Genomic DNA, 20,047 nt, shown 5'->3' with positions numbered 1-20,047 from the left:
TGCGAAGCAGGCCGTTCCGGATTGTTGCCGGCTGTTACTTGAGGGCTGCGAGAGCGGCCTCGTAGTTCGGCTCGCTGCCGATCTCGGCGACCAGTTCGCTGTGCAGCACCTTGTCGTTCTCATCCAGCACCACCACGGCGCGGGCGGCGACACCGGTCAGCGGGCCGCTGGAAATGGCGACGCCGTAGTTCTGCAGGAACTCTCGGCCACGCATGGTGGACAGGTTCTGTACGTTTTCCAGTCCCTCGGCACCGCAGAAACGGGCCTGGGCGAACGGCAGGTCGGCGGAGATGCACAGCACCACGGTGTTCTCCAGCTTGCTCGCCTCGGCGTTGAACTTGCGTACCGAGGTGGCGCAGGTCGGGGTGTCGATGCTGGGGAAAATATTCAGCACCTTGCGCTTGCCGGCCAGGCTGGCCAGGCTCACGTCGGCCAGACCGGCACCGACCAGGGTGAAGGCTGGCGCCTGCTGGCCGGGTTGCGGCAGTTGGCCTTCGACTTGCACCGGATTGCCCTTGAGGGTCACTTGAGCCATGGATCGATTCCTTGTTCGGGTGATGGATTACGTGGAAAACGCACAGTTAAGCACGGGCCGGAAAAAATGTCCTGACCCCCAAGTCAGACTTTCTTCCGGCACACGGCGGCACATCAGTTTTTCGCGAAGTAATCCCGGGTCAGCTTCACCACCACCGGGCTGAGCAGCAGCAGCGACAGCAGGTTCGGGATCGCCATCAGGCCATTGAGGGTATCCGCCACCAGCCAGGCGAAATCGAGCTGGGCGATGGCACCGAACGGCACGGCCAGCACCCAGACGACGCGGAACGGCCAGATCGCCTTGGTACCCACCAGGAATTCCCAGCACTTCTCGCCGTAGTAGCTCCAGCCGAGGATGGTGGTGAAGGCGAAGATCACCAGGGCCACGGTCAGGATCGAACCGCCAACGCCCGGCATGGCCGCCTCGAAGGCCGCCGCGGAGAGTGCCGCGCCGCTGGCGCCGCCGGTCCAGACGCCGGAGCAGATGATCGCCAGGCCAGTCAGCGAGCAGATGATCAGGGTGTCGATGAAAGTCCCGAGCATGCCGATCAGGCCGGAGCGCACCGGGCTGTTGGTGGTGCCGGCGGCCTGGGCGATACCAGCGGTACCGAGACCGGCCTCGTTGGAGAAGATGCCGCGGGCGACACCGAAGCGGATCGCCGCCATCACCGCCGCGCCGGCGAAGCCACCGGTGGCGGCGACAGGCGTGAAGGCGTGGGTGAAGATCAGCGAGAAGGCGGCCGGAATGGCATCGGCATGTACCACCAGTACGACGATGGCGGCCACGATGTAGGCCACGCACATGAACGGTACCAGGGTCGCGGCGACCTTGCCGATGCGCTGGATGCCGCCGAGGATGACTAGGCCGACGAAGATCATCGACACCAGGCCGGTGAGCCACAGCGGTACGTTGAAGGTGGTTTGCAGGGCGTGCGCCATGCTGTTGACCTGGACCATGTTGCCGATGCCGAAGCCGGCCAGCCCGCCGAAGATGGCGAAGGCGGTGCCCAGCCACAGCCACTTCTTGCCCAGGCCGTTCTTGATCGCGTACATCGGTCCGCCGACGTGCTCGCCGCGGTCATCCTTCTCGCGGTAGTGCACCGCCAGCGTCACTTCGGCGTACTTGGTGGCCATACCCACCAGTGCGGTACACCACATCCAGAACAGCGCCCCCGGGCCGCCGAGGAAGATCGCGGTGGCCACACCGGCGATGTTGCCGGTCCCCACGGTTGCCGCCAGGCACGTCATCAGCGCCTGGAACGGGCTGATCTCGCCGGACTCGTCGTCACCCTTGGTCCGGCCCTGCCACATGAGGCGGAAACCGGCCGGGATCTTGGCCAGGGGCATGAACTTGAGCATGAGCATCAGGATCAGGCCGGTGCCGAGGATCAGCACCAGCATGGGTGGGCCCCAGACGATGCCGTTGATGGCGTTGACCAGATTGTTGAGGGATTCCATTTAAGGCTCCTTTTTCTTGTTGTCACGGCCAGGGGTGGTTCCCCTCGCCTTGTTCGGATCGGCGTACCGGTGGGTTCGCCGTCGCGTGCTGAGCTGCCTGGATGAGGCAGAGTTCCGGTTCGGGCATCGAAGCGGGTAAACGCTCCACTGCCCCTCGCTCCCCTGCTGCCGGCGAGGCAATCGCCGGGTCCGCAAGCGCGGGCCGTGCTTGCGGGCGCACAGTATAGGAAGCGGAAGTTGGGGATTTTAACTCTTTAGACAGGAATGCTTGGGTGAATTTTCTGCGCCTCGCTCATTCGTCGCGGATTCGACTCGGCATGATGTCATTGCCACCGTCCCAATTCTGGTTACCGAATAACTCCGCCAGCCAATCGACGAAGACCCTGACCCGCCGTGACAACTGGCGATGCGGCGGATACAGCGCGGTCAGCGGCAATGGCGGCGGGCGCCAGCGCGCCAGGACCTCGCACAAGTCGCCGCGGGCGATCTGCGTCGCGACGTGGTAGTACGGTGCCTGGATCAACCCGAGCCCGGCCTCGCAGGCGGCCACGTAGCCGTCGGCACCGTTCACCGCCAGTTGTCCGGGCAAAGTGCGGGTTAACAACGTAGCGCCGTCCATGAACTCCAGCGCGAACGGCCGACCGGTGACCGCGGACAAGTAGTTGACCGCGCAGTGCCCTTGCAGATCATCCGGGTCCTGCGGCGTGCCATGCTCGTCCAGATAGGCCCGGCTGGCGCAGGTGACCTGGGTGAGCCTGGCCAGCGGCCGGGCCACCAGGCTGTCGTCGAGCACGTCGCCGCCACGCAGCACGCAATCCACACCCTCGCGAATCAGGTCCACCGGGCGGTCGTTGGTGCTCAGTTCCAACTCGAGGCGCGGGTAGCGTCGGCAGAACGACGGCAGTGCGGGCACGATCACCAGCCGGCCGAGGGAGCCGGGCATGTCGACACGCAGCTTGCCCTGCGGATTGCGACGTGCCTCGGAGAACAGCGACTCGGTTTCTTCCAGGTCCGCCAGCAGCCGCACGCAACGTTCGTAGTAGGCGGCACCGTCCAGGGTCGGGCTGACCTGGCGCGTGGTGCGTTGCAGGAGCTGTACGCCCAGGTGTGCCTCCAGTTGCTTGATCAAGGTGGTCACGGAAGCCCGCGGCATGTGCAGGCTGTCGGCGGCCTTGCCGAATCCGCCCAGCTCCACGATGCGGGTGAATACCCGCATGGCAATGAATCGGTCCATGTCAATTATTCGCCGGTTACGAATGGTGAATGCGTTTTTATCCGGTTTATCTAGTCAGGATCAACAACAAGAATGAATCCGCAATCTTTCCGCCATCCATTGAAGGGAGTGTCCCTATGAAAACCCGACGACTTGGCCGCAACGGCCCGGAGGTATCCGCCATCGGCCTGGGCTGCATGGGCATGAGCGACTTCTATGTCGCCGGCCGCGACGACCGGGAATCCGTCGCCACCCTGCACCGAGCCCTGGAGCTGGGGCTGAATTTCTTCGATACCGCCGACATGTACGGCCCGTTCACCAACGAGGAGCTGGTCGGCCGTGCCATCCGGGGCAAGCGTGACCAGGTGTTCCTGGCCAGCAAGTTCGGTATTCTGCGCGATCCGAACGATCCGTCCGTACGTGGCGTCAGCGGGCGTCCGGAATACGTGCGCCAAGCCATCGAGGGCAGCCTGAAGCGCCTCGGCGTCGACCATCTGGACCTCTACTACCAGCACCGCATCGATCCGCAGGTACCCATCGAGGAGACCGTCGGCGCCATGGCCGAGCTGGTTCGGGCCGGCAAGGTCCGCTACCTGGGGCTGAGCGAAGCGTCCGCCAACACCCTGGAGCGGGCGTGCACGGTGCACCCGATCAGCGCACTGCAGAGCGAATATTCGCTGTGGACCCGCGACCCGGAAACCAACGGCACCCTGGAAGCCTGCCGGCGCCTGGGCATCGCCTTCATTCCGTACAGCCCCTTGGGCCGGGGCTTCCTCACGGGCGCGATCACATCGCCGGCCGACTTCGCCGAGGACGACTATCGTCGCTCCAGCCCGCGCTTCCAGGGCGAGAACTTCGCCCGCAACCTGCGACTGGTGGAGCAGGTGAAGGTCCTGGCGGAGGAAAAGGGCGTCAAGCCGTCGCAACTTGCCCTGGCCTGGGTGCTGGCCCAGGGTGACGACGTGATCCCGATCCCCGGCACCAAGCGCCGTCGGTATCTGGAAGAAAACCTCGGCGCCCTCGACGTACAGCTCACGGCCGACGAACTGGCGCGAATCGACGCCATCTTCCCGGTCGACGCCGCCGTCGGCACGCGTTACCCGGAGGCGATCATGCACATGGTGAATGTCTGATCTTTGGCTCGCTCCTACACCGAAGACAAAGGCATGCCCTTGTAGGGGCGAATTCATTCGGCCACGCCCCCGCCGGCCGAATGACTAAAAATCCCGCTTGTAGAAGATGTCCAGCGAGCTAGCCAGGCCGCTGGCGGCTTCGAGGAAGACGCGTTTGGTCAATTGGTAGCGCAGCGCGATGGTATTGGCGGGTTCGAACACGCCAACGCCGTAGCGCAGGCTCAGTCGTTCGGTCAGGCTGCCGCTGGCGACCACGCTGGTGGCGTTGCCGCTGCCTTCGGCTTCGAGCTGGAAATTCTCGATGCCTAGGTTCTTCGCCAGCCCACCGGTGATCGATGAGCTGCCGGCCAGGCCGAGCCCGAGGGCGGCCTGGGCCAGCATGTTGTTGTCGCCCTGGTCGCCGCCCAGCGGACGGCCGAGAACCAGGTAGGACAGTGCCTGTTCCTGGCTCATCGCCGGTTCGGAAAACACTTCGGTGCGTGGCGCGGCGGCGTTGCCGGTCAGGCGCAGGCCGGCCACCACGTCTTCGACCCGGCGGATCGCCTCCACGTCCAGGTACGGCTGGTCGATCGGCCCGGCGAACAGCAGGCGCGCCCGGCGAATGGTGAGGCGCTGGCCATAGGCGCGGTAACGGCCGTTGTTCAGGTTCAGCTCGCCGCGGGCATCCAGGTTGTCGCCGATGTGCATGTAGCCGGCGAGTTCGGCGTTCAGACCGAAACCGGAGAAGGTCAGCTTGTCCTGCCCCACTTCCACGTCGATATCCATGGCCACCGACATCCCCTGCCCCGCCTCCGGTTTCTCCGCGCCGACAACCACCGTATCCGGCGAGACTTTCACCGTGGACGGCGGTAGCTCGCGCACGGTGATCGCCCCGCGTGGCACCAGGACCTTGCCGGTCAGGGCCAACCGATCGCCGGCCATGCCGATGCGCATGTCCGGCTCCACTTCCAGCTCGGCGTAGGGATCGACGACCACCGCCAGGCGGTTGCCGCGTACGCGCAGGTCCAGCGCCAGGTCGTCGCTCCAGGCCATTTCGCCGCTGAGGGAACCCTGGCCATGCTCTCCGCTCTTCCAGTCGCCGCTGAGTTGCAGGCTTTCGCCGGCGATCAGCGCTTGCAGACGCAAGTCATCGAAACGGGTCGGCAAGTCACCTCCGCCGATCTGCCCTCCATCGAGCACGATACGACCGTCGATTTGCGGTTGTTGCAGACTGCCGCTCAGCGTGCCGTTGCCATTCAGGTGACCCTCGAGTTGCTCGACCATCGGCACGAAGGGACGCGCCACGGAGAGGTCCAGCCCGCGCAGTTGGAAGCTCCCGGACAAGTATTTGGCGGCAGGACGCGGATCGATGCGTGCCTCCAGGGTCAGATCGCCCAGACGCTGACCAATGAAGTCCAGCCGCGTGTCGACCCGCTGCGGACGCAACTGGCTGTCCAGGCGGAGCTGCCCGTAGGGGAACTCCAGCCACTCGCCCGCCTCGCGCAGGCGGAAGGTGCCGCCGCTGGCATCGATCTGGATGCGCCCGTTGGGCCCCGAAGCCGGCAGGTCCAGTTCGAGGTCGGCGTTCAGCTCGCCTTGCCAGGCGAAGTCCTGCGGCCACCAGTGGGCCAGGCTGTCCAGCGGAAAGCCGCGCAGCCGATAGCGGATACGCGGGTCCGGCATCAAGCGTTGGTCTTCGCCGCACAGGCTGGCCACGCTGGATTGCCAGCAATGGGCGCCGAGATCGATACGCCCACTCGCCAGCCGCTCCAAGCGCGCCGGCCGCTGCAGGTTCCAGAGCTGCCCGCCGGTTTCCACCAGACCGTCGCGAATCTGCCCGCGCCAACTCCAGCCTTGGGCCTGGGTTTGCCAGTCGCCGGCCAGGGCCAGATGGGTGCGCAGCTTCGGCCCATCCAGGCTGAGTTCGAGCTGCTGGCGTTGACGGTCGCCCTGCCCGCTGAGCAGCAACTGGCCCAGTTCGTTGTCGCCCAGGCGGATGCCTTGCAGGTCCGCTGCCAGGACGCCGTGCTGGGAGGCATCGAGACGCGCATCGACTGACAATGCCTTCAGACGCTTGTCTTCGAACGCCACCGTTTGCCCTTTCAGATGCAGTTGCCCTTGCGGCTTGTCGAGCGTGCCGGCGACGTCGAGACGGCCATTAAGGGCTCCGCTCAGGCCCGGCCAGAGCGACCCGAGGCGCGGCATATCCAGCTTCAGGTAGCCTTGCAGACGCTGCTCCAGTTGCCCCGCACCCTGGATTCGATTCGGCCCCAGACGCACATCGAGCGCTCCCAGGGCCCAACGCTCGCCCTCACCGTTGGCGCTCAATTGAAGTTGCGCCGGCTGGCCGCGCAGCGTGCCATCCAAGTGCAGTTCGGCATCCAGCCCGAGACGCCCGTCGCGCCACTGGCCCTGGCTGCGCAAGGGGCCCGCCAGCCGCCCGGGCAGCTCCGCGAGCCAGTAGGCGGGATCGAGATCGTCGAGCGTCAAGTCGGTCTTCCAGCGAATGCCGTCGGCAAAACCCAGGCTCAGTTGCCCTTCCGCCCTGCCCTGGCCGGCGACCAGCCGCAACGAAGGCAAGTGCACTTGCTGAAGATCGCCACTCACCGGACTGGCCAGTGTGAACGAGCCAGCCGACCCCTCCATCGACGCGTCGAAATTGCCCAGATAGCTGCCTTCGCGATAGCTCACCTCGGCCTGGAGGGTCTTCAGCACTACCGGGGGCTCGTCAACGATCGGATAGAGCCGACGCCAGGGGAAGTCGCGCCAGTCCACCCGGGCCTCCGCCTGCAAGGTTTCCCGCCAGTCCACCGAGCCGTTCAGGACCAAGCGCTGGGTTTTCGTTGCCAGCAGCTCCAGCGCGTCGATCCGTGCACCATTGCCATCGACCCGGCCTTGCAGGGCGAGGTCGATCGGCGACTGTTCCGCCGGCAAGCGGGCGGTACCGAGAATCTCGTAGCCCTCGGCCAGATTGCCGTCGGCGGTCAGCTCCACGGCATTAAGCACCAGGGTGTCCGGCAGGTCGGCGGTCGGCTTGAAGCCATCGGCAGTGAGCCGCGCCCGCAGCGGCAGGCTCTCCGCCAGGGGTTGCAGGTCGCCCTCCAAGTGCGCGGCCAGATAGCCGCTGCTGTCGGCGATCAGTTTCAATCGGCCTGCCAGGTCGCCGTCGGCCCGTAGCGCCAGTACCCAGGGTTGTTCGCCGACTTCCGGCAAGGCCACGTTTCCCTCTGCAACCAGCGGCCAGTCTCCACGGGGCGTCAGGCTCCCCCTCAGTTCCAGCGCCAGGTCGCCGCGCCGTGCGCTGAGGCGCTCGATTCGCAGACCCTCGCCGGCCCATTGCGCCTGTAATTGCAGGCCACTCGCTTGCTCGCTGCCATTCAACGACAGGCTGCCGACGCGCACCTCGCCGAGCCGCAGCGCCAACGGCAGATTCAGGTCGGGAAGCTGAAGAGGTACCGGTGCCGTTTCTTCCTCGGGCGAAGGCGGGAACGTCAGGATCACCCGTTCGGCGATCACGCGATCCAGGCACAGGGTCAGGCTCAGCAGACACCTGGGGGACCAGGCGAGTTGCGGCGCCTCCAGCTCGACACGACGCTCGCCCTGCTGCCAGAACAGGCGTTCGGCCTGCCAGCTCCCGCCCAGGCGCCCCGTGAAACCATCCACCTGCACGCCCGGTATCCGCCCGAACAGCCATCGGCTCCCCGTCTCGCTGCCGAGCAGCACGACGAGCGCCAGCACCGACAATACGACCAACGCCAGGACGCTGCCGAGAGCGATCCGCCTCCGCCGTCTCATAACTCCGGCCCCATGGAAAAGTGCAGGCGGACGCCCCCCTCGCCGTCCAGCGGGTGGGCGAGGTCGAGGCGCAACGGCCCCACTGGCGAGACCCAGCGCACACCGAAGCCAACCCCGGTCTTCAAGGTGGGAAAGTCCAGCGAGTTGAAGGCGTTGCCCTGATCGATGAAGGTCGCAATGCGCCAGCGTTCGGCGATGCTGTACTGGTATTCGGCACTACCGGAGACGCTGTAGCGACCACCAATGCGGTCGCCGTCGGAGTTGGTCGGCGACAGGCTCTGGTAGTCGTAGCCGCGCACGCTCTGGTCGCCGCCGGCGAAAAAGCGCAACGATGGCGGAATGCCCTTGTAGCCGTCGGTGAGGTTGCCCCCCACCTGGACCCGGCCGAGGAAGCGATGCTTGCCCGCCAGGGTGACCAGCCCCTTGGCCATGGCCGCTGTGTGCACCAGGTTGGCGTCGGAGAACACACCATCCTTGGCGGCGGACAGCTCCCATTGCAGCCGGTAGCCCCGGCTGGGATCGAGGCGGCTGTCGCTGCGCAGGTAGGAGTAGGCGACCCCCGGCATCAGTAAGGTACTGAGCCCGGCATCGTCGCCCAGGCGGTATTCCTCATGGCGCCATTTCAGCGACAGCACCCGTTGCCAGCCGCTGGGCAACTGGCTGTGCCATTCGGGGCCGACCGTGAGCAGGCGGCTGAGGGAATCGGTGTCGGCCAGCTCTTCATACTGGTAGCCGCCGACGAATCGCAGCTTGTCGGTGAGCGGCGGGTCCAGCGGGATGTCGTACCAGACCCCGACGTTCTGCCGAGGGGCTGAGAGCTCCAGCTCGGTGCCGTAACTGTGCCCCTGGGGGTTGGCCCAGTGGCGCGTCCAGTTGGCCCGCCCGCGTGGTCCGACGTCCGTGGAAAAACCAAGCCCAAGCCCGAAGGAACGTGGCTTGCGCATGGTCAGGTGGACATCCACCGGGATTTCCTCGGCCGTGGCCTGGGTCGGGATGGCGTTCACCCGTACCCCCTCGAAATAGCCGCTGGATTGCAGCGCCTGGTGGAGGTCGGCGATCAGTTCGGAGTCATAGGGCGACCCCGCCTGGAACGGCACCATCCGCCGGAGAAGGTCTTCATCGAGGACGGAATCGCCGCTGAAGGTCACAGCGCCGAGGCGATAACGCGGCCCGCTGTCGTAGATCAGTTCGATATCAGCGACCCCGGCGGCGGGGTCGACGGCCAGCCGGCTGCGGACGAAGCGCCCACTGAAGAAGCCATAGCGCGAGGCCTGGTTCTCGATCAGCTTCTTGGCGTCCTCGTAATGGCCGTGGTTGAGCGGCGCCCCCGGTTTCAGCACCTTGCTGTCGGGAAGACGGAACCCGCGCAGTTGGGTCGCCTCGCCTTCGATCCGCACCGTCACGTTGCGCAGCCGCACCGGCTCGCCGGGCAGGAGGGTCAGGGTCAGGCGCGGCGGCGGTCCGCCACTCACTTCGCTGGATATCTGCGCGTGGTAATAGCCCAGCGCCTCCGCAGCCTGGCGCACCTGACTCTCGGCGACCCGAGCCAGGCGCCGCAGATCGTCTTCGTCGCGCTCGCCAAGGTTGCCGATGTGGGCTTCCACGTTGGCCTTGAGGGCGGCATTGGCAGGATCGATCCGCACCCTGAGCTGGCTCTGGGCCAGCACAGAAACGCTGATCGACAGGGTCGAAAGAAACAGGCAGAGGCTGGTACGGAACATCATGGCCGGGGATGCTAACACGCAGCGAAGCGCGTTCCAGAGCGACTGAGCACGATTCGAGCAACGCGCGGAGCGCCCTTCTCCCTGGCAACCCACTCCGTTCCGTACCTGTTGTCTATCCCTGCGCCGTCAACGCCGGCTGCGGGTTCGGATGAAAGAACACATGCTCGCGGATCGGCCCGACCGCCACTTCGCCGATTTCCTCGTAGCCCTGTCGCTTGTAGAAGTCCAGGTAACGGCTGTTGCCGGTATCCAGGACGATGCCCTGGGAGCCGGCATCTTCCGCGCACCAGTTATGCAGCGCCTCCAACAGTTGTTCACCCAGGTGTTTACCCTGGAACTCGGGGTGAACGCCCAGCAGCGGCAGCACGTGGTACGGGCCCGGCGGCAGACAGCTCAGGACCGCATCGTGGTAGTCCAGATAGCGCCGGGTGCAACGGAATCCGGTGGTGAGCAGCATGCGCAGGCGCCAGGCCCAGCTCTCGGTGATATCCAGGCGCCGCTGCGGCGGTGCGATCAGCGCCACGCCCACCAGGCGGTCGTCGATCAACAGGCCGATGGCCGGTTGCTCCTCGTTGAAGTGCTGCTGGACCAGCTCGCGCACCGTGGCGCGCACGCGCTGGTCGTAGCCCGGCCGCTCGGCCTCGAAGAGGTAGGCGAAGGTGGGTTCGTGGCGATAGGCGTGGTACAGCAGCGAGCGTGCTTCGCGGGCATAGCCGCCATCGAGCAGTCGGACTTCGGCGCGGGTGTCTGGCATGCGGGGTGCCTCGTTGTTATCTGATTTGTTGGACCCTCTGGCAACTTAGCACCGCCCCCGCCCCCCCGCCAGGCGACTGGCTGGACGTCGGCCGGATCGGCTAGCATCGCGTTTTTTCCAGGGACTGCCGCCATGAAGATCGTTTCTTTCAATATCAACGGCCTGCGCGCCCGCCCCCATCAGCTGGCGGCGCTGATCGAGAAGCACCAGCCGGACGTGATCGGCCTGCAGGAGACCAAGGTATCCGACGACCAGTTCCCGGAAGCGGAAATCCGCCAGCTCGGTTACCACGTGCATTACCACGGACAGAAGGGCCATTACGGCGTCGCCCTGCTCTCGCGGCAGGCGCCGCTGGCCTTGCACAAGGGTTTCCCCAGTGACGGCGAAGACTCGCAGAAACGCTTTATCTGGGGCACCTTCGCCGATGCCAATGGCCAGCCGATCACCGTGATGAACGGTTATTTCCCGCAGGGAGAAAGCCGCGAGCACCCGGTCAAGTTTCCGGCCAAGACGCGCTTCTACGCCGACCTGCAGGAGCTATTGGCCACCCGCTTCAGCCCGGACCAGCCGCTGGCGATCATGGGTGACTTCAACATCTCGCCGGAAGACTGCGACATCGGCATCGGCGCGGAGAACGCCAAGCGCTGGCTGCGCACCGGCAAGTGCAGTTTCCTCCCGGAGGAGCGCGAATGGATGGGCCGGTTGAAAACCTGGGGCCTGCTGGACAGCTTCCGCCACCTGCATCCCGAGGTGAACGACCGCTTCAGTTGGTTCGATTACCGCAGCCGTGGCTTCGAGGACGAACCCAAGCGCGGCTTGCGCATCGACCTGATCCTCACCTCCCTCGCCCTGCAGCCTCGGCTGAAGGACGCTGGCGTCGACTACGACCTGCGCGGCATGGAGAGGCCGTCGGATCATGCGCCCATCTGGCTTGAACTGAACTGAGCCCTGCTTCTCGGCGAGCGAGTCGGCTATCTCTCTCGCCGAGCAATAACCACTTCGCCTTTCTGTCATATTTCGGACATCCATCCGACTTAATCTCGCGGCACTTTCCCTCCGTTAGAAGGTGCTCATCGCATGTCGCGCGATCTCGCAGTTCGTGAACGCGATACCTGGAGCCGTACCGGCGCCCTGCTGTTGCTCGGATTTGTCTGCTACGCCCTGCCCTGGTCGGTATTCGCCGCCCTGCCCCTGCCGAAGGACGACCAGCCGGCCCTGCGCATCCAAGGTTCCAACACCATCGGCGCCAAGCTGGGCCCGGCGTTGGTGAAGGGGCTGATGGAAGAACAGGGGCTGCAACAGATCCGCATTGAGGCCAGCTCCGCGGAGAATGAGCAACGTGTCGTGGCCCGTAGCGCCGACGGCCGCAGCGTCCAGGTGGCGGTTGCCGCCCACGGTTCCGGCACCGGCTTCACTGCCTTGCAGGACGGCAGCGCCGACCTGGCCGCCTCATCGCGACCGATCAAGGACAGCGAAGCGACGGCCCTGGCCGGGCTGGGCGACATGCGCAGCCGCGACAACGAGCAGGTGATCGCCCTGGACGGGCTGGCCATCATCCTTCACCCGGGCAATCCGCTGAACGCCGTCAGCATCGAGCAACTGGCGCGCATCTTTGCCGGGGAAATCAGGACTTGGGAGGAGCTGGGCAGCCGGGGCGGCCCCATCCATCTCTACGCCCGCGACGACAAGTCCGGCACCTACGACACTTTCAAGGAACTGGTGCTCGGCAGTCAGGGCAAGAGCCTGGCCGCCGGCGCCCAACGCTTCGAATCCAGCGAACAACTCTCCGATGCGGTCAGCCAGGACCCCGCGGCCATCGGTTTCATCGGCCTGCCCTACATCCGCCAGGCCAAGGCGCTGGCCATTTCCTCCGGCGACTCGCTACCGATGCAGCCGGACGCCGCGCTGATCGCTACCGAGGATTATCCGCTGTCGCGCCGGCTGTTCTTCTATCGGCAGCCGCAGGCGAACAATCCCTGGGCCGAGGCCCTGGTGCGTTTCGCCCAGGGACCGCGGGGCCAGGCGATCGTCGGGCAGGACGGGTTCATCGCCCAGACCGTCACGGCCATGCGCGTCGAGCCGAACGAGGCGATGCCGGCCGCCTATCGGCAGTTGGCCGGCGAGGCACAACGGCTGTCGGTGAACTTCCGCTTCCAGGAAGACAGCGCCAACCTGGACAACAAGGCGCTGCGTGACGTCGAGCGAGTGCTCGACTATCTCAAGACACAGAACAAACTGCAGCATGCGGTGGTGCTGGTCGGTTTCGGCGACCCCAAGGGCAGCCCCTCGCGCACGGCGCTTCTGTCCAAGCTGCGGGCCATGGCGGTGCGCCGCGAGCTGGCCAAGGGCGGCGTGATCTTCCGCGATATCGTCGGCCTCGGCGATGAGCTGTCGGTGGCCGGCAACGATGAAGAAGGACGCTTGAAGAACCGCCGGGTAGAGGTCTGGGTCTACTGAGTCGATAGCGCCGGCGGGTTCCGAACGTTTCTCATTTGGCGTAACCTTGAGCTTTACTTCGTCTGGGATATCCCGCACTCAAGGGAACATGCGCATGGACGTGTTGATCGAGCCGGTTGAACACAGCGGACGCCCGCAATGGCAGGTGCGCCTGGGTGTCCGTGGCATCACCTTCGACGAAGAACTCGCCGCCCGCCAATTCGCCGCCCAGTTGCGCCAGCGCAAGCTCTGGCTGCAGGAGCGGGCCCGCACCGAAGAACCCTCCGAATTGCAGCCTCACTGATAAGCGCTTCGCCAGCAGAGCTGACTCCTACACAGAGCGGTTCGGTGCCACCTGTAATGAATTCGCCTCTACACAATCCAGCCTGCCCTCGTAGGAGCGAGCGCTGCTCGCGGATACCCCGCCCAGTGCAAATTCGTATCAGCCGCCAGGCCATCGCGTATTGTCGTTTTCCCTCGCCCGCCGCTAGGCTCGCAGCCAACGACCCCTCGCATCCGGAGCCTTCCCTATGTATCTGGTCTGCGGCGAAGCCTTGTTCGATGTTTTTGCCGAATCCTCTTCCGGTGCGGCCGGCAACCGGCTTGCCCTGGACGCCGTGGCCGGCGGCTCGCCGTTCAACGTCGCCCTCGGCCTGTGCCGACTCGGTGCGGCGGCCGGGTTGTTCACCGGCCTGTCCCGCGATTATCTCGGCCAGCAACTACGCCGCGTGCTCGACGACGAGGGCGTGGCCACGGCGTTCCTGGTCGAGCTGGACGCCCCCACCACGCTGGCGATGGTCGCCCTGGACGACGAAGGCACGCCGCATTACAGCTTCCGCGGCGAAGGTTGTGCCGACCGGTTGCTCGGCCCGGAGCACCTGCCGACGCTGGACGACCGTATTCGCGGCATCCATCTCGGCTCCTACTCCCTGGTGGTACAGCCCACCGCCGATACTTTGCTCGCCCTGGTCCGCCGCGAAAGCGGTCGGCGGCTCATCAGCCTCGATCCCAACGTGCGGCTGAACGTCGAGCCGGATATCCAGCGCTGGCTCACGTGCCTCGACGAGCTGGTGGATCATGCCGACCTGATTAAGGTCAGCGAGGAAGACCTGGCCCTGCTGTACCCGAATCAGGATGCCGAACGAATCGCCGCCGGCTGGCTGGAGCGCGGTTGCCGGCTGGTGTTCCTGACCCGGGGTGGCGACGGTGCCTGCGTGTTCAACCAGCGGCACGGCCGCCTGTGCGTACCGGCACGCCCTGTGGAGGTGCGCGACAGCGTGGGGGCCGGCGACAGCTTCCAAGCCGCCTTGCTCGCTTGGCTGGCCGAACGCGGGCTCGATACCCGGGACGCGCTGGACGACCTGTCGCGCGACGATCTTGAGGCCCTGCTCGCTTTCGCTGCGGAAGCCGCGGCGATCACTTGCACCCGTACTGGCCCGGACCTGCCATATCGGCGGGAGCTGGGTATGCAGAATTGAGGTTGCTTCGCCGGACAAAACAACTATAAGAATCGGCATCCGCCGATACGAATCCGCACATGAAAGCCAGCAGAACCACAGACCCGTCCTATGAGCTGATGGACGACCACAACGGGAAGTCGCTGATCTACCGCGAACACGGATTCCCCTGCCCGCTGGTACGCTGGCACAACCACAAGGAATACGAACTGCACCTGATCGTCGCCAGCTCGGGCAAGGTGTTCATCGGCGACTACATCGGTAACTTCGGCCCGGACACGCTGTTCCTCACCGGCCCGCACCTGCCCCATAACTGGATCAGCCAGGTCGACGAAGGCGAAGTGGTGTCCAAGCGCGACATGCTGGTGAATTTCACCGACGAGCTGTTCGATGCAGCCACCGCGGTGTTCTCCGAACTCAAAGGTCTGGCGCCGCTGTTCGAGCGGGCGCGCTATGGCATCCAGTTCCACGACCCGCAGACGATCCGCCAGGCCAAGGTGCTGATGCAGTTGATCGCCGACAGCGACGACATCCCCCGCCTCGGCCATTTCCTCGCCCTGCTGGGATTGCTGGCGGCCACTGACGACTACCAGTTGCTCTCCGGCTCCACGTCGGCGCAGCTTGGCGACGACAATCACGTCGACCGCACCAACCTGGCGGTGAATTACATCTTCGCGCACTACATGCGCGAGCTGCCGCTGGAGGAAGTGGCCGAGCACCTGGGGATGAAGCCCACCTATTTCTCGCGCTTCTTCAAGCAAGCCACCGGGCGCGGCTTCGTCGAATTCGTCAACAGCCTGCGCATCAGCAAGTCCTGCGAGCTGCTGGCGGACAGCGACAAGCCGGTCACCGACGTCTGTTTCGAGTCCGGCTTCAATAACCTGTCCAACTTCAATCGACGCTTCCAGCAGCTCAAGGGCATGACACCTTCCCGCTACCGCCGGCTGGTGGTGCAGCGACTCACCGAACAGAACCTCGCCTGACCCCCGCCCCGGCCAGACCGGTACTATTCGCTGCCTCCATTCGATTGCCGCTGCCGCTCTGGCATGGGTATTTCCCTGTCGCTGAATCGTTTTGCCCGTATGTCAGCCTCTGGATCATGAGTGCAAAAAAGTATCGATCTAGGTGCAGCCAAGGCTTTGTCCGAACTCCGCCAGGGGGCGTGTAATGCCTCCCGACACTCTTCCCCGTTTTCTGGTTCGCCAAGGCGGGAAGGACAAAAACAATAACGAGTTTCTGCTGCCGTGTGCGGCGGAACAGGAGTGCGAAATGAACCCCGCGAAAGCTCTGCTCGCCACCGCCTGCCTCACCCTCGGCAATCTCGCCCTGGCGGCCCAGACCGTCACCATCGCCACCGTCAACAACAGCGACATGATCCGCATGCAGCGGCTGTCGAAGACCTTCGAGCAGCAGCACCCGGACATCGCCCTCAACTGGGTGGTGCTGGAAGAGAACGTGCTGCGCCAGCGCCTGACCACCGACATCGCCACCCAGGGCGGACAGTTCGACGTGCTCACTATCGGCATGTACGAAGCGTCCCTGTGGGGCAGCAAGGGCTGGCTGGAACCGATGAAGGACCTGCCCGCCGATTACGATCTCGACGATGTGTTCCCCTCCGTACGCGAGGGGCTGTCGGCCAACGGCACGCTCTACGCCCTGCCGTTCTATGCCGAAAGCTCGCTCACCTACTACCGTACCGACCTGTTCGAGCAGGCCAGCCTGAAGATGCCCGAACAACCGACCTGGGAGCAGATGGCCGGGTTCGCCGCCAAGCTGCACAAACCCGCCGAGGAGCAGTACGGTATCTGCCTGCGCGGCAAAGCCGGCTGGGGCGAGAACATGGCGCTGATCACCACCCTGGCGAACGCCTACGGTGCCCGCTGGTTCGACGAAAAATGGCAGCCGGAATTCAACGGCCCCGAGTGGTCCCAGGCGTTGAACTTTTACGTCGACACGATGAAGCAATACGGCCCGCCCGGCGCTTCGAGCAATGGTTTCAACGAAAACCTCGCGCTGTTCAACAGCGGCAAGTGCGCCATGTGGGTCGACGCCAGTGTGGCCGGCTCCTTCGTCACCGACGCCTCGCAGAGCAAGGTGGCCGACAAGGTCGGCTTCGCCTTCGCCCCGCAGCAGGTCACCGACAAGGGCGCGGCCTGGATGTATTCCTGGGCGCTGGCGATTCCCACCAGTTCCAAGGCCCAGGACGCGGCGAAGACCTTCATCACCTGGGCCACCTCGAAGGATTACGCCGCCCTGGTGGCAAAGACCGACGGCGTCGCCAACGTGCCGCCGGGCACCCGTGCCTCCACCTACAACGATGCCTACATGCAGGCCGCACCATTCGCGAAGCTGACCCTGGAAGCCTTGAAGAAGGCGGACCCGGCCAATCCGACCCTGAAGCCGGTGCCCTACGTCGGCATCCAGTTGGTCACCATCCCCGAGTTCCAGGCCATCGGCACTCAGGTCGGCAAGCTGTTCTCCGCCGCTCTTACCGGGCAAATGCCGGTGGAGCAGGTGCTCGCCGCCGCGCAGCAGTCCACGGCCCGCGAGATGAAGCGCGCCGGCTATCCGAAGTAGGCCCGGTGGCGGGCCCGCCCGCCGCCGCGACACCGCCGCCCCCTCGGAGCGAACGCCATGAATACCTCTGTGATGAAATCCGCCACCGCCCTGCCCGCGTTGCCGGCAGCCGCCCCTCGGCGCCGACGTTCCCCCGGCTGGCTGCTGGTCAGCCCGTCGGTCGCCGTCCTGCTTCTATGGATGATCGTGCCGCTGGGCATGACCCTGTACTTCTCCCTGATCCGCTACAACCTGCTCTATCCGGGCGAGAACGCCTTCGTCGGTCTGGAGAATTTCGAGTTCTTCATCACCGACACCGGCTTCATGCCCGGTGCCGTCAACACGCTGATCCTGGTCGGCAGCGTGCTGGCGATCAGCGTGGTGTTCGGCGTGCTCATCTCGGCGCTGCTGGAAGCCGCCGACTTCGCCGGACGCGGGATCGTCCGGGTGTTGCTGATCTCGCCGTTCTTCATCATGCCGACGGTCTCGGCGCTGGTCTGGAAGAACCTGATCTTCCATCCGGTCTCGGGCATCCTCGCGGCGCTGTGGAAACTCTTCGGCGCGCAGCCGGTGGACTGGCTGGCCCAGCACCCGCTGCTGTCCATCGTGATCATCGTGTCCTGGCAGTGGCTGCCATTCGCCATCCTGATCCTGATGACCGCCATGCAGTCGCTCGACCAGGAGCAGAAGGAAGCCGCCCGCCTCGACGGTGCCGGCCCGTTGGCGATCTTCTGGCACCTGACCCTGCCGCATCTGGCGCGGCCGATCGCCGTGGTGGTGATGATCGAGACGATCTTCCTGCTCTCGGTGTTCGCCGAAATCTACACCACCACCAGCGGCGGCCCCGGCTATGCGTCCACCAACCTGGCCTACCTGATCTACAACCAGGCGTTGCTGCAGTTCGACGTCGGCATGGCCTCGGCGGGAGGGCTGATCGCCGTGCTCATCGCCAACGTCGCCGCGATCATGCTGGTGCGCATGCTCGGCAAGAACCTCACCGACAAGTCCTGAGGAGCGACCGATGCTGACTCTCACTCAATCCCGCCGTCTCACTACCTGGCTGGTCGGGCTGGCGGCCTGGAGCGCGGCGCTGCTGCTGTTCTTCCCGATCTTCTGGATGCTGCTGACCAGCTTCAAGACCGAGATCGACGCCTTCGCCACGCCGCCGCAGTTTTTCTTCGTACCGACGCTGGACAACTACCTGCACATCCAGGAGCGCAGCGGCTACTTCAAGTACGCCTGGAACTCGGTGACCATCGCCTTCGGCGCCACCGGCTTGGGGTTGCTATTAGCCATCCCGGCGGCTTACTCCATGGCCTTCTTCGAAACCCGCCGGACCCGCAGCACGCTGCTGTGGATGCTGTCCACCAAGATGCTGCCGGCAGTCGGCGTGCTGGTGCCCATCTACCTGCTGGCCAAGTCCCTCGGCCTGCTGGATACGCGGCTGGTGCTGGTACTGATCTACACCCTGATCAACCTGCCGATCATGGTCTGGATGGTGTACACCTACTTCAAGGACATTCCCCGGGAAATCCTCGAAGCCTCGCGCATGGACGGCGCCGGCACTCTGCAGGAAATCGTCCGGGTGCTGCTGCCGATCAGCAAGGGCGGCATCGCCTCCACCGTGCTGCTATCGCTGATCCTCTGCTGGAACGAGGCGTTCTGGTCACTCAACCTGACCTCGGCGAAGGCCGCGCCGCTGACCGCGCTGATCGCCTCCTATTCGAGCCCGGAAGGCCTGTTCTGGGCCAAGCTCTCCGCAGTTTCCACCCTTGCCTGCGCGCCCATCCTGGTCTTCGGCTGGATCAGCCAGAAGCAACTGGTGCGCGGCCTCTCCTTCGGCGCCGTCAAATAAAGGTAATTCCCATGGCAGACCTGAAGATTCGCAACCTGCAAAAAGGCTTCGATGGCCACGCCATCATCAAGGGCATCGACCTGGACATCCGCAACCGCGAATTCGTCGTCTTCGTCGGTCCGTCCGGCTGCGGCAAGTCGACCCTGCTGCGGCTGATCGCCGGGCTGGAGGAAGTCAGCAGCGGCAGCATCGAACTGGACGGCCGCGAGATCACCGACGAGAGTCCGGCCAGACGCGACCTGGCCATGGTGTTCCAGACCTATGCGCTGTACCCGCACATGACGGTGCGCAAGAACATGTCCTTCGCCCTCGACCTGGCCGGCACCGACAAGCAGGAGGTCGAGCGCAAGGTCAGCGAGGCCGCGCGCATCCTCGAACTGGAACCCCTGCTCGAACGTAAACCGCGCCAGCTTTCCGGTGGCCAGCGCCAGCGCGTGGCGATCGGGCGGGCCATCGTGCGTAATCCGAAAATCTTCCTCTTCGACGAGCCGCTGTCCAACCTCGATGCCGCCCTGCGCGTGCAGATGCGTCTGGAGCTGGCACGCCTGCACAAGGAATTGCAGGCCACCATGATCTACGTGACCCACGATCAGGTCGAAGCCATGACCCTGGCCGACAAAGTGGTGGTGCTCAACGGTGGGCGGATCGAACAGGTCGGCTCGCCGCTGGAGCTGTACAACCATCCGGCCAACCTGTTCGTCGCCGGTTTCCTCGGCACGCCGAAGATGGGCTTCCTCCGGGGCCGGGTCAGCGCCCTGCACGCCGATGGCTGCGAGGTCGTCCTGGATGCCGGTTGCACCCTGCGGTTGCCGGCGGCCGGACCGCTGGACGTCGGCAGCCCGGTGACCCTCGGCATCCGCCCGGAACATCTCCACCGTGCGCCACCGGAGCAGGCGCAGCTCATGGTCGGCACCGACGTCAGCGAGCGCCTGGGCAGCGACACCTATTGCCACGTGCGCACCGACTCGGAGGAAAACCTCACCCTGCGCGTACGCGGCGACTTCACCTGCGGCTATGGAGAGCGCATCGGCCTGACGCTGGACCTCGACCATTGCCATCTGTTCGACGCGGACGGGCTGGCCGTCGCCCGAGCGGTTCGCCAGGCCGCCTGAAACCGGCACCCTCCCGGGCTTCGCCACAGTGCCTTCAACCA

General features: G+C 65.2%; 16 protein-coding genes. 10 read left to right on the top strand and 6 right to left on the bottom strand.

What is annotated here, in order from left to right:
* Nucleotides 1–34: 34 nt before the first annotated feature.
* The 3 genes from tpx to BZL41_RS02325 form a co-directional block, all read right to left on the bottom strand.
* Complete coding sequence (tpx, locus tag BZL41_RS02335; protein ID WP_095597808.1) at nt 35–535, bottom strand: thiol peroxidase; 501 nt, start codon at nt 533–535, stop codon at nt 35–37.
* Nucleotides 536–648: 113 nt separating this feature from the next.
* Nucleotides 649–1,992 (bottom strand): sodium:alanine symporter family protein, encoded by a 1,344-nt coding sequence (locus tag BZL41_RS02330; protein ID WP_095597807.1) that lies wholly within the window; start codon nt 1,990–1,992, stop codon nt 649–651.
* 292 nt (nt 1,993–2,284) lie between these two features.
* A complete protein-coding gene (locus BZL41_RS02325) occupies nt 2,285–3,226 on the bottom strand; it encodes a LysR family transcriptional regulator (protein ID WP_095597806.1) in 942 nt (313 codons plus the stop codon).
* A 116-nt stretch (nt 3,227–3,342) separates the two neighbouring features.
* Between BZL41_RS02325 and BZL41_RS02320 the strand changes: the two genes are divergently transcribed.
* A complete protein-coding gene (locus BZL41_RS02320; RefSeq protein ID WP_095597805.1) occupies nt 3,343–4,338 on the top strand; it encodes an aldo/keto reductase in 996 nt (331 codons plus the stop codon).
* Between the two features lie 84 nt (nt 4,339–4,422).
* On the opposite strand, the gene BZL41_RS02315 is transcribed toward BZL41_RS02320, so the two are convergent.
* From BZL41_RS02315 to BZL41_RS02305, 3 genes are all read right to left on the bottom strand, one after another.
* On the bottom strand, nt 4,423–8,112 hold the full coding sequence (locus BZL41_RS02315) for a translocation/assembly module TamB domain-containing protein (protein ID WP_095597804.1): 3,690 nt from the start codon (nt 8,110–8,112) through the stop codon (nt 4,423–4,425).
* A complete protein-coding gene (locus BZL41_RS02310) occupies nt 8,109–9,833 on the bottom strand; it encodes an autotransporter assembly complex family protein (RefSeq protein WP_095597822.1) in 1,725 nt (574 codons plus the stop codon). Before BZL41_RS02310 ends, BZL41_RS02315 begins: the two co-directional genes overlap by 4 nt.
* Nucleotides 9,834–9,948: 115 nt before the next feature.
* Complete coding sequence (locus tag BZL41_RS02305; protein WP_095597803.1) at nt 9,949–10,590, bottom strand: N-acetyltransferase; 642 nt, start codon at nt 10,588–10,590, stop codon at nt 9,949–9,951.
* Between the two features lie 132 nt (nt 10,591–10,722).
* Between BZL41_RS02305 and xthA the strand changes: the two genes are divergently transcribed.
* The 9 genes from xthA to BZL41_RS02260 all read left to right on the top strand — a co-directional run bounded on the left by xthA (nt 10,723) and on the right by BZL41_RS02260 (nt 20,006).
* Nucleotides 10,723–11,535, top strand: coding sequence for an exodeoxyribonuclease III (gene xthA, locus BZL41_RS02300; protein ID WP_095597802.1), 813 nt, complete (start codon nt 10,723–10,725; stop codon nt 11,533–11,535).
* Between the two features lie 132 nt (nt 11,536–11,667).
* A complete protein-coding gene (locus tag BZL41_RS02295) occupies nt 11,668–13,047 on the top strand; it encodes a substrate-binding domain-containing protein (RefSeq protein ID WP_095597801.1) in 1,380 nt (459 codons plus the stop codon).
* A 94-nt stretch (nt 13,048–13,141) separates the two neighbouring features.
* The gene (locus BZL41_RS02290) at nt 13,142–13,330 is read left to right on the top strand and encodes a hypothetical protein (protein ID WP_084335174.1); all 189 of its coding nucleotides are present in this window, start codon (nt 13,142–13,144) and stop codon (nt 13,328–13,330) included.
* Between the two features lie 226 nt (nt 13,331–13,556).
* Nucleotides 13,557–14,504, top strand: a complete 948-nt coding sequence (locus BZL41_RS02285) for a carbohydrate kinase (protein WP_095597799.1) — start codon at nt 13,557–13,559, stop codon at nt 14,502–14,504.
* A 59-nt stretch (nt 14,505–14,563) separates the two neighbouring features.
* Nucleotides 14,564–15,466 carry a helix-turn-helix domain-containing protein gene (locus tag BZL41_RS02280; RefSeq protein ID WP_095597798.1) on the top strand — a complete coding sequence of 301 codons (903 nt, stop codon included), beginning with the start codon at nt 14,564–14,566 and terminating at the stop codon, nt 15,464–15,466.
* A gap of 286 nt (nt 15,467–15,752) precedes the next feature.
* Nucleotides 15,753–17,060: a sugar ABC transporter substrate-binding protein gene (locus tag BZL41_RS02275; protein ID WP_095597797.1), complete on the top strand. Its 1,308-nt coding sequence runs from the start codon at nt 15,753–15,755 to the stop codon at nt 17,058–17,060.
* A 72-nt stretch (nt 17,061–17,132) separates the two neighbouring features.
* Nucleotides 17,133–18,050 (top strand): carbohydrate ABC transporter permease, encoded by a 918-nt coding sequence (locus BZL41_RS02270; RefSeq protein ID WP_371916468.1) that lies wholly within the window; start codon nt 17,133–17,135, stop codon nt 18,048–18,050.
* 10 nt (nt 18,051–18,060) lie between these two features.
* Complete coding sequence (locus tag BZL41_RS02265) at nt 18,061–18,894, top strand: carbohydrate ABC transporter permease (RefSeq protein WP_095597795.1); 834 nt, start codon at nt 18,061–18,063, stop codon at nt 18,892–18,894.
* 11 nt (nt 18,895–18,905) lie between these two features.
* Nucleotides 18,906–20,006, top strand: a complete 1,101-nt coding sequence (locus BZL41_RS02260; RefSeq protein ID WP_095597794.1) for an ABC transporter ATP-binding protein — start codon at nt 18,906–18,908, stop codon at nt 20,004–20,006.
* The last annotated feature ends 41 nt before the right edge of the window (nt 20,007–20,047 follow it).

The sequence above is a fragment of the Pseudomonas sp. PIC25 genome, from assembly GCF_002286785.1.
GTDB lineage: Bacteria > Pseudomonadota > Gammaproteobacteria > Pseudomonadales > Pseudomonadaceae > Pseudomonas_M.
This window is presented reverse-complemented; position numbering and strand designations above follow the sequence as displayed.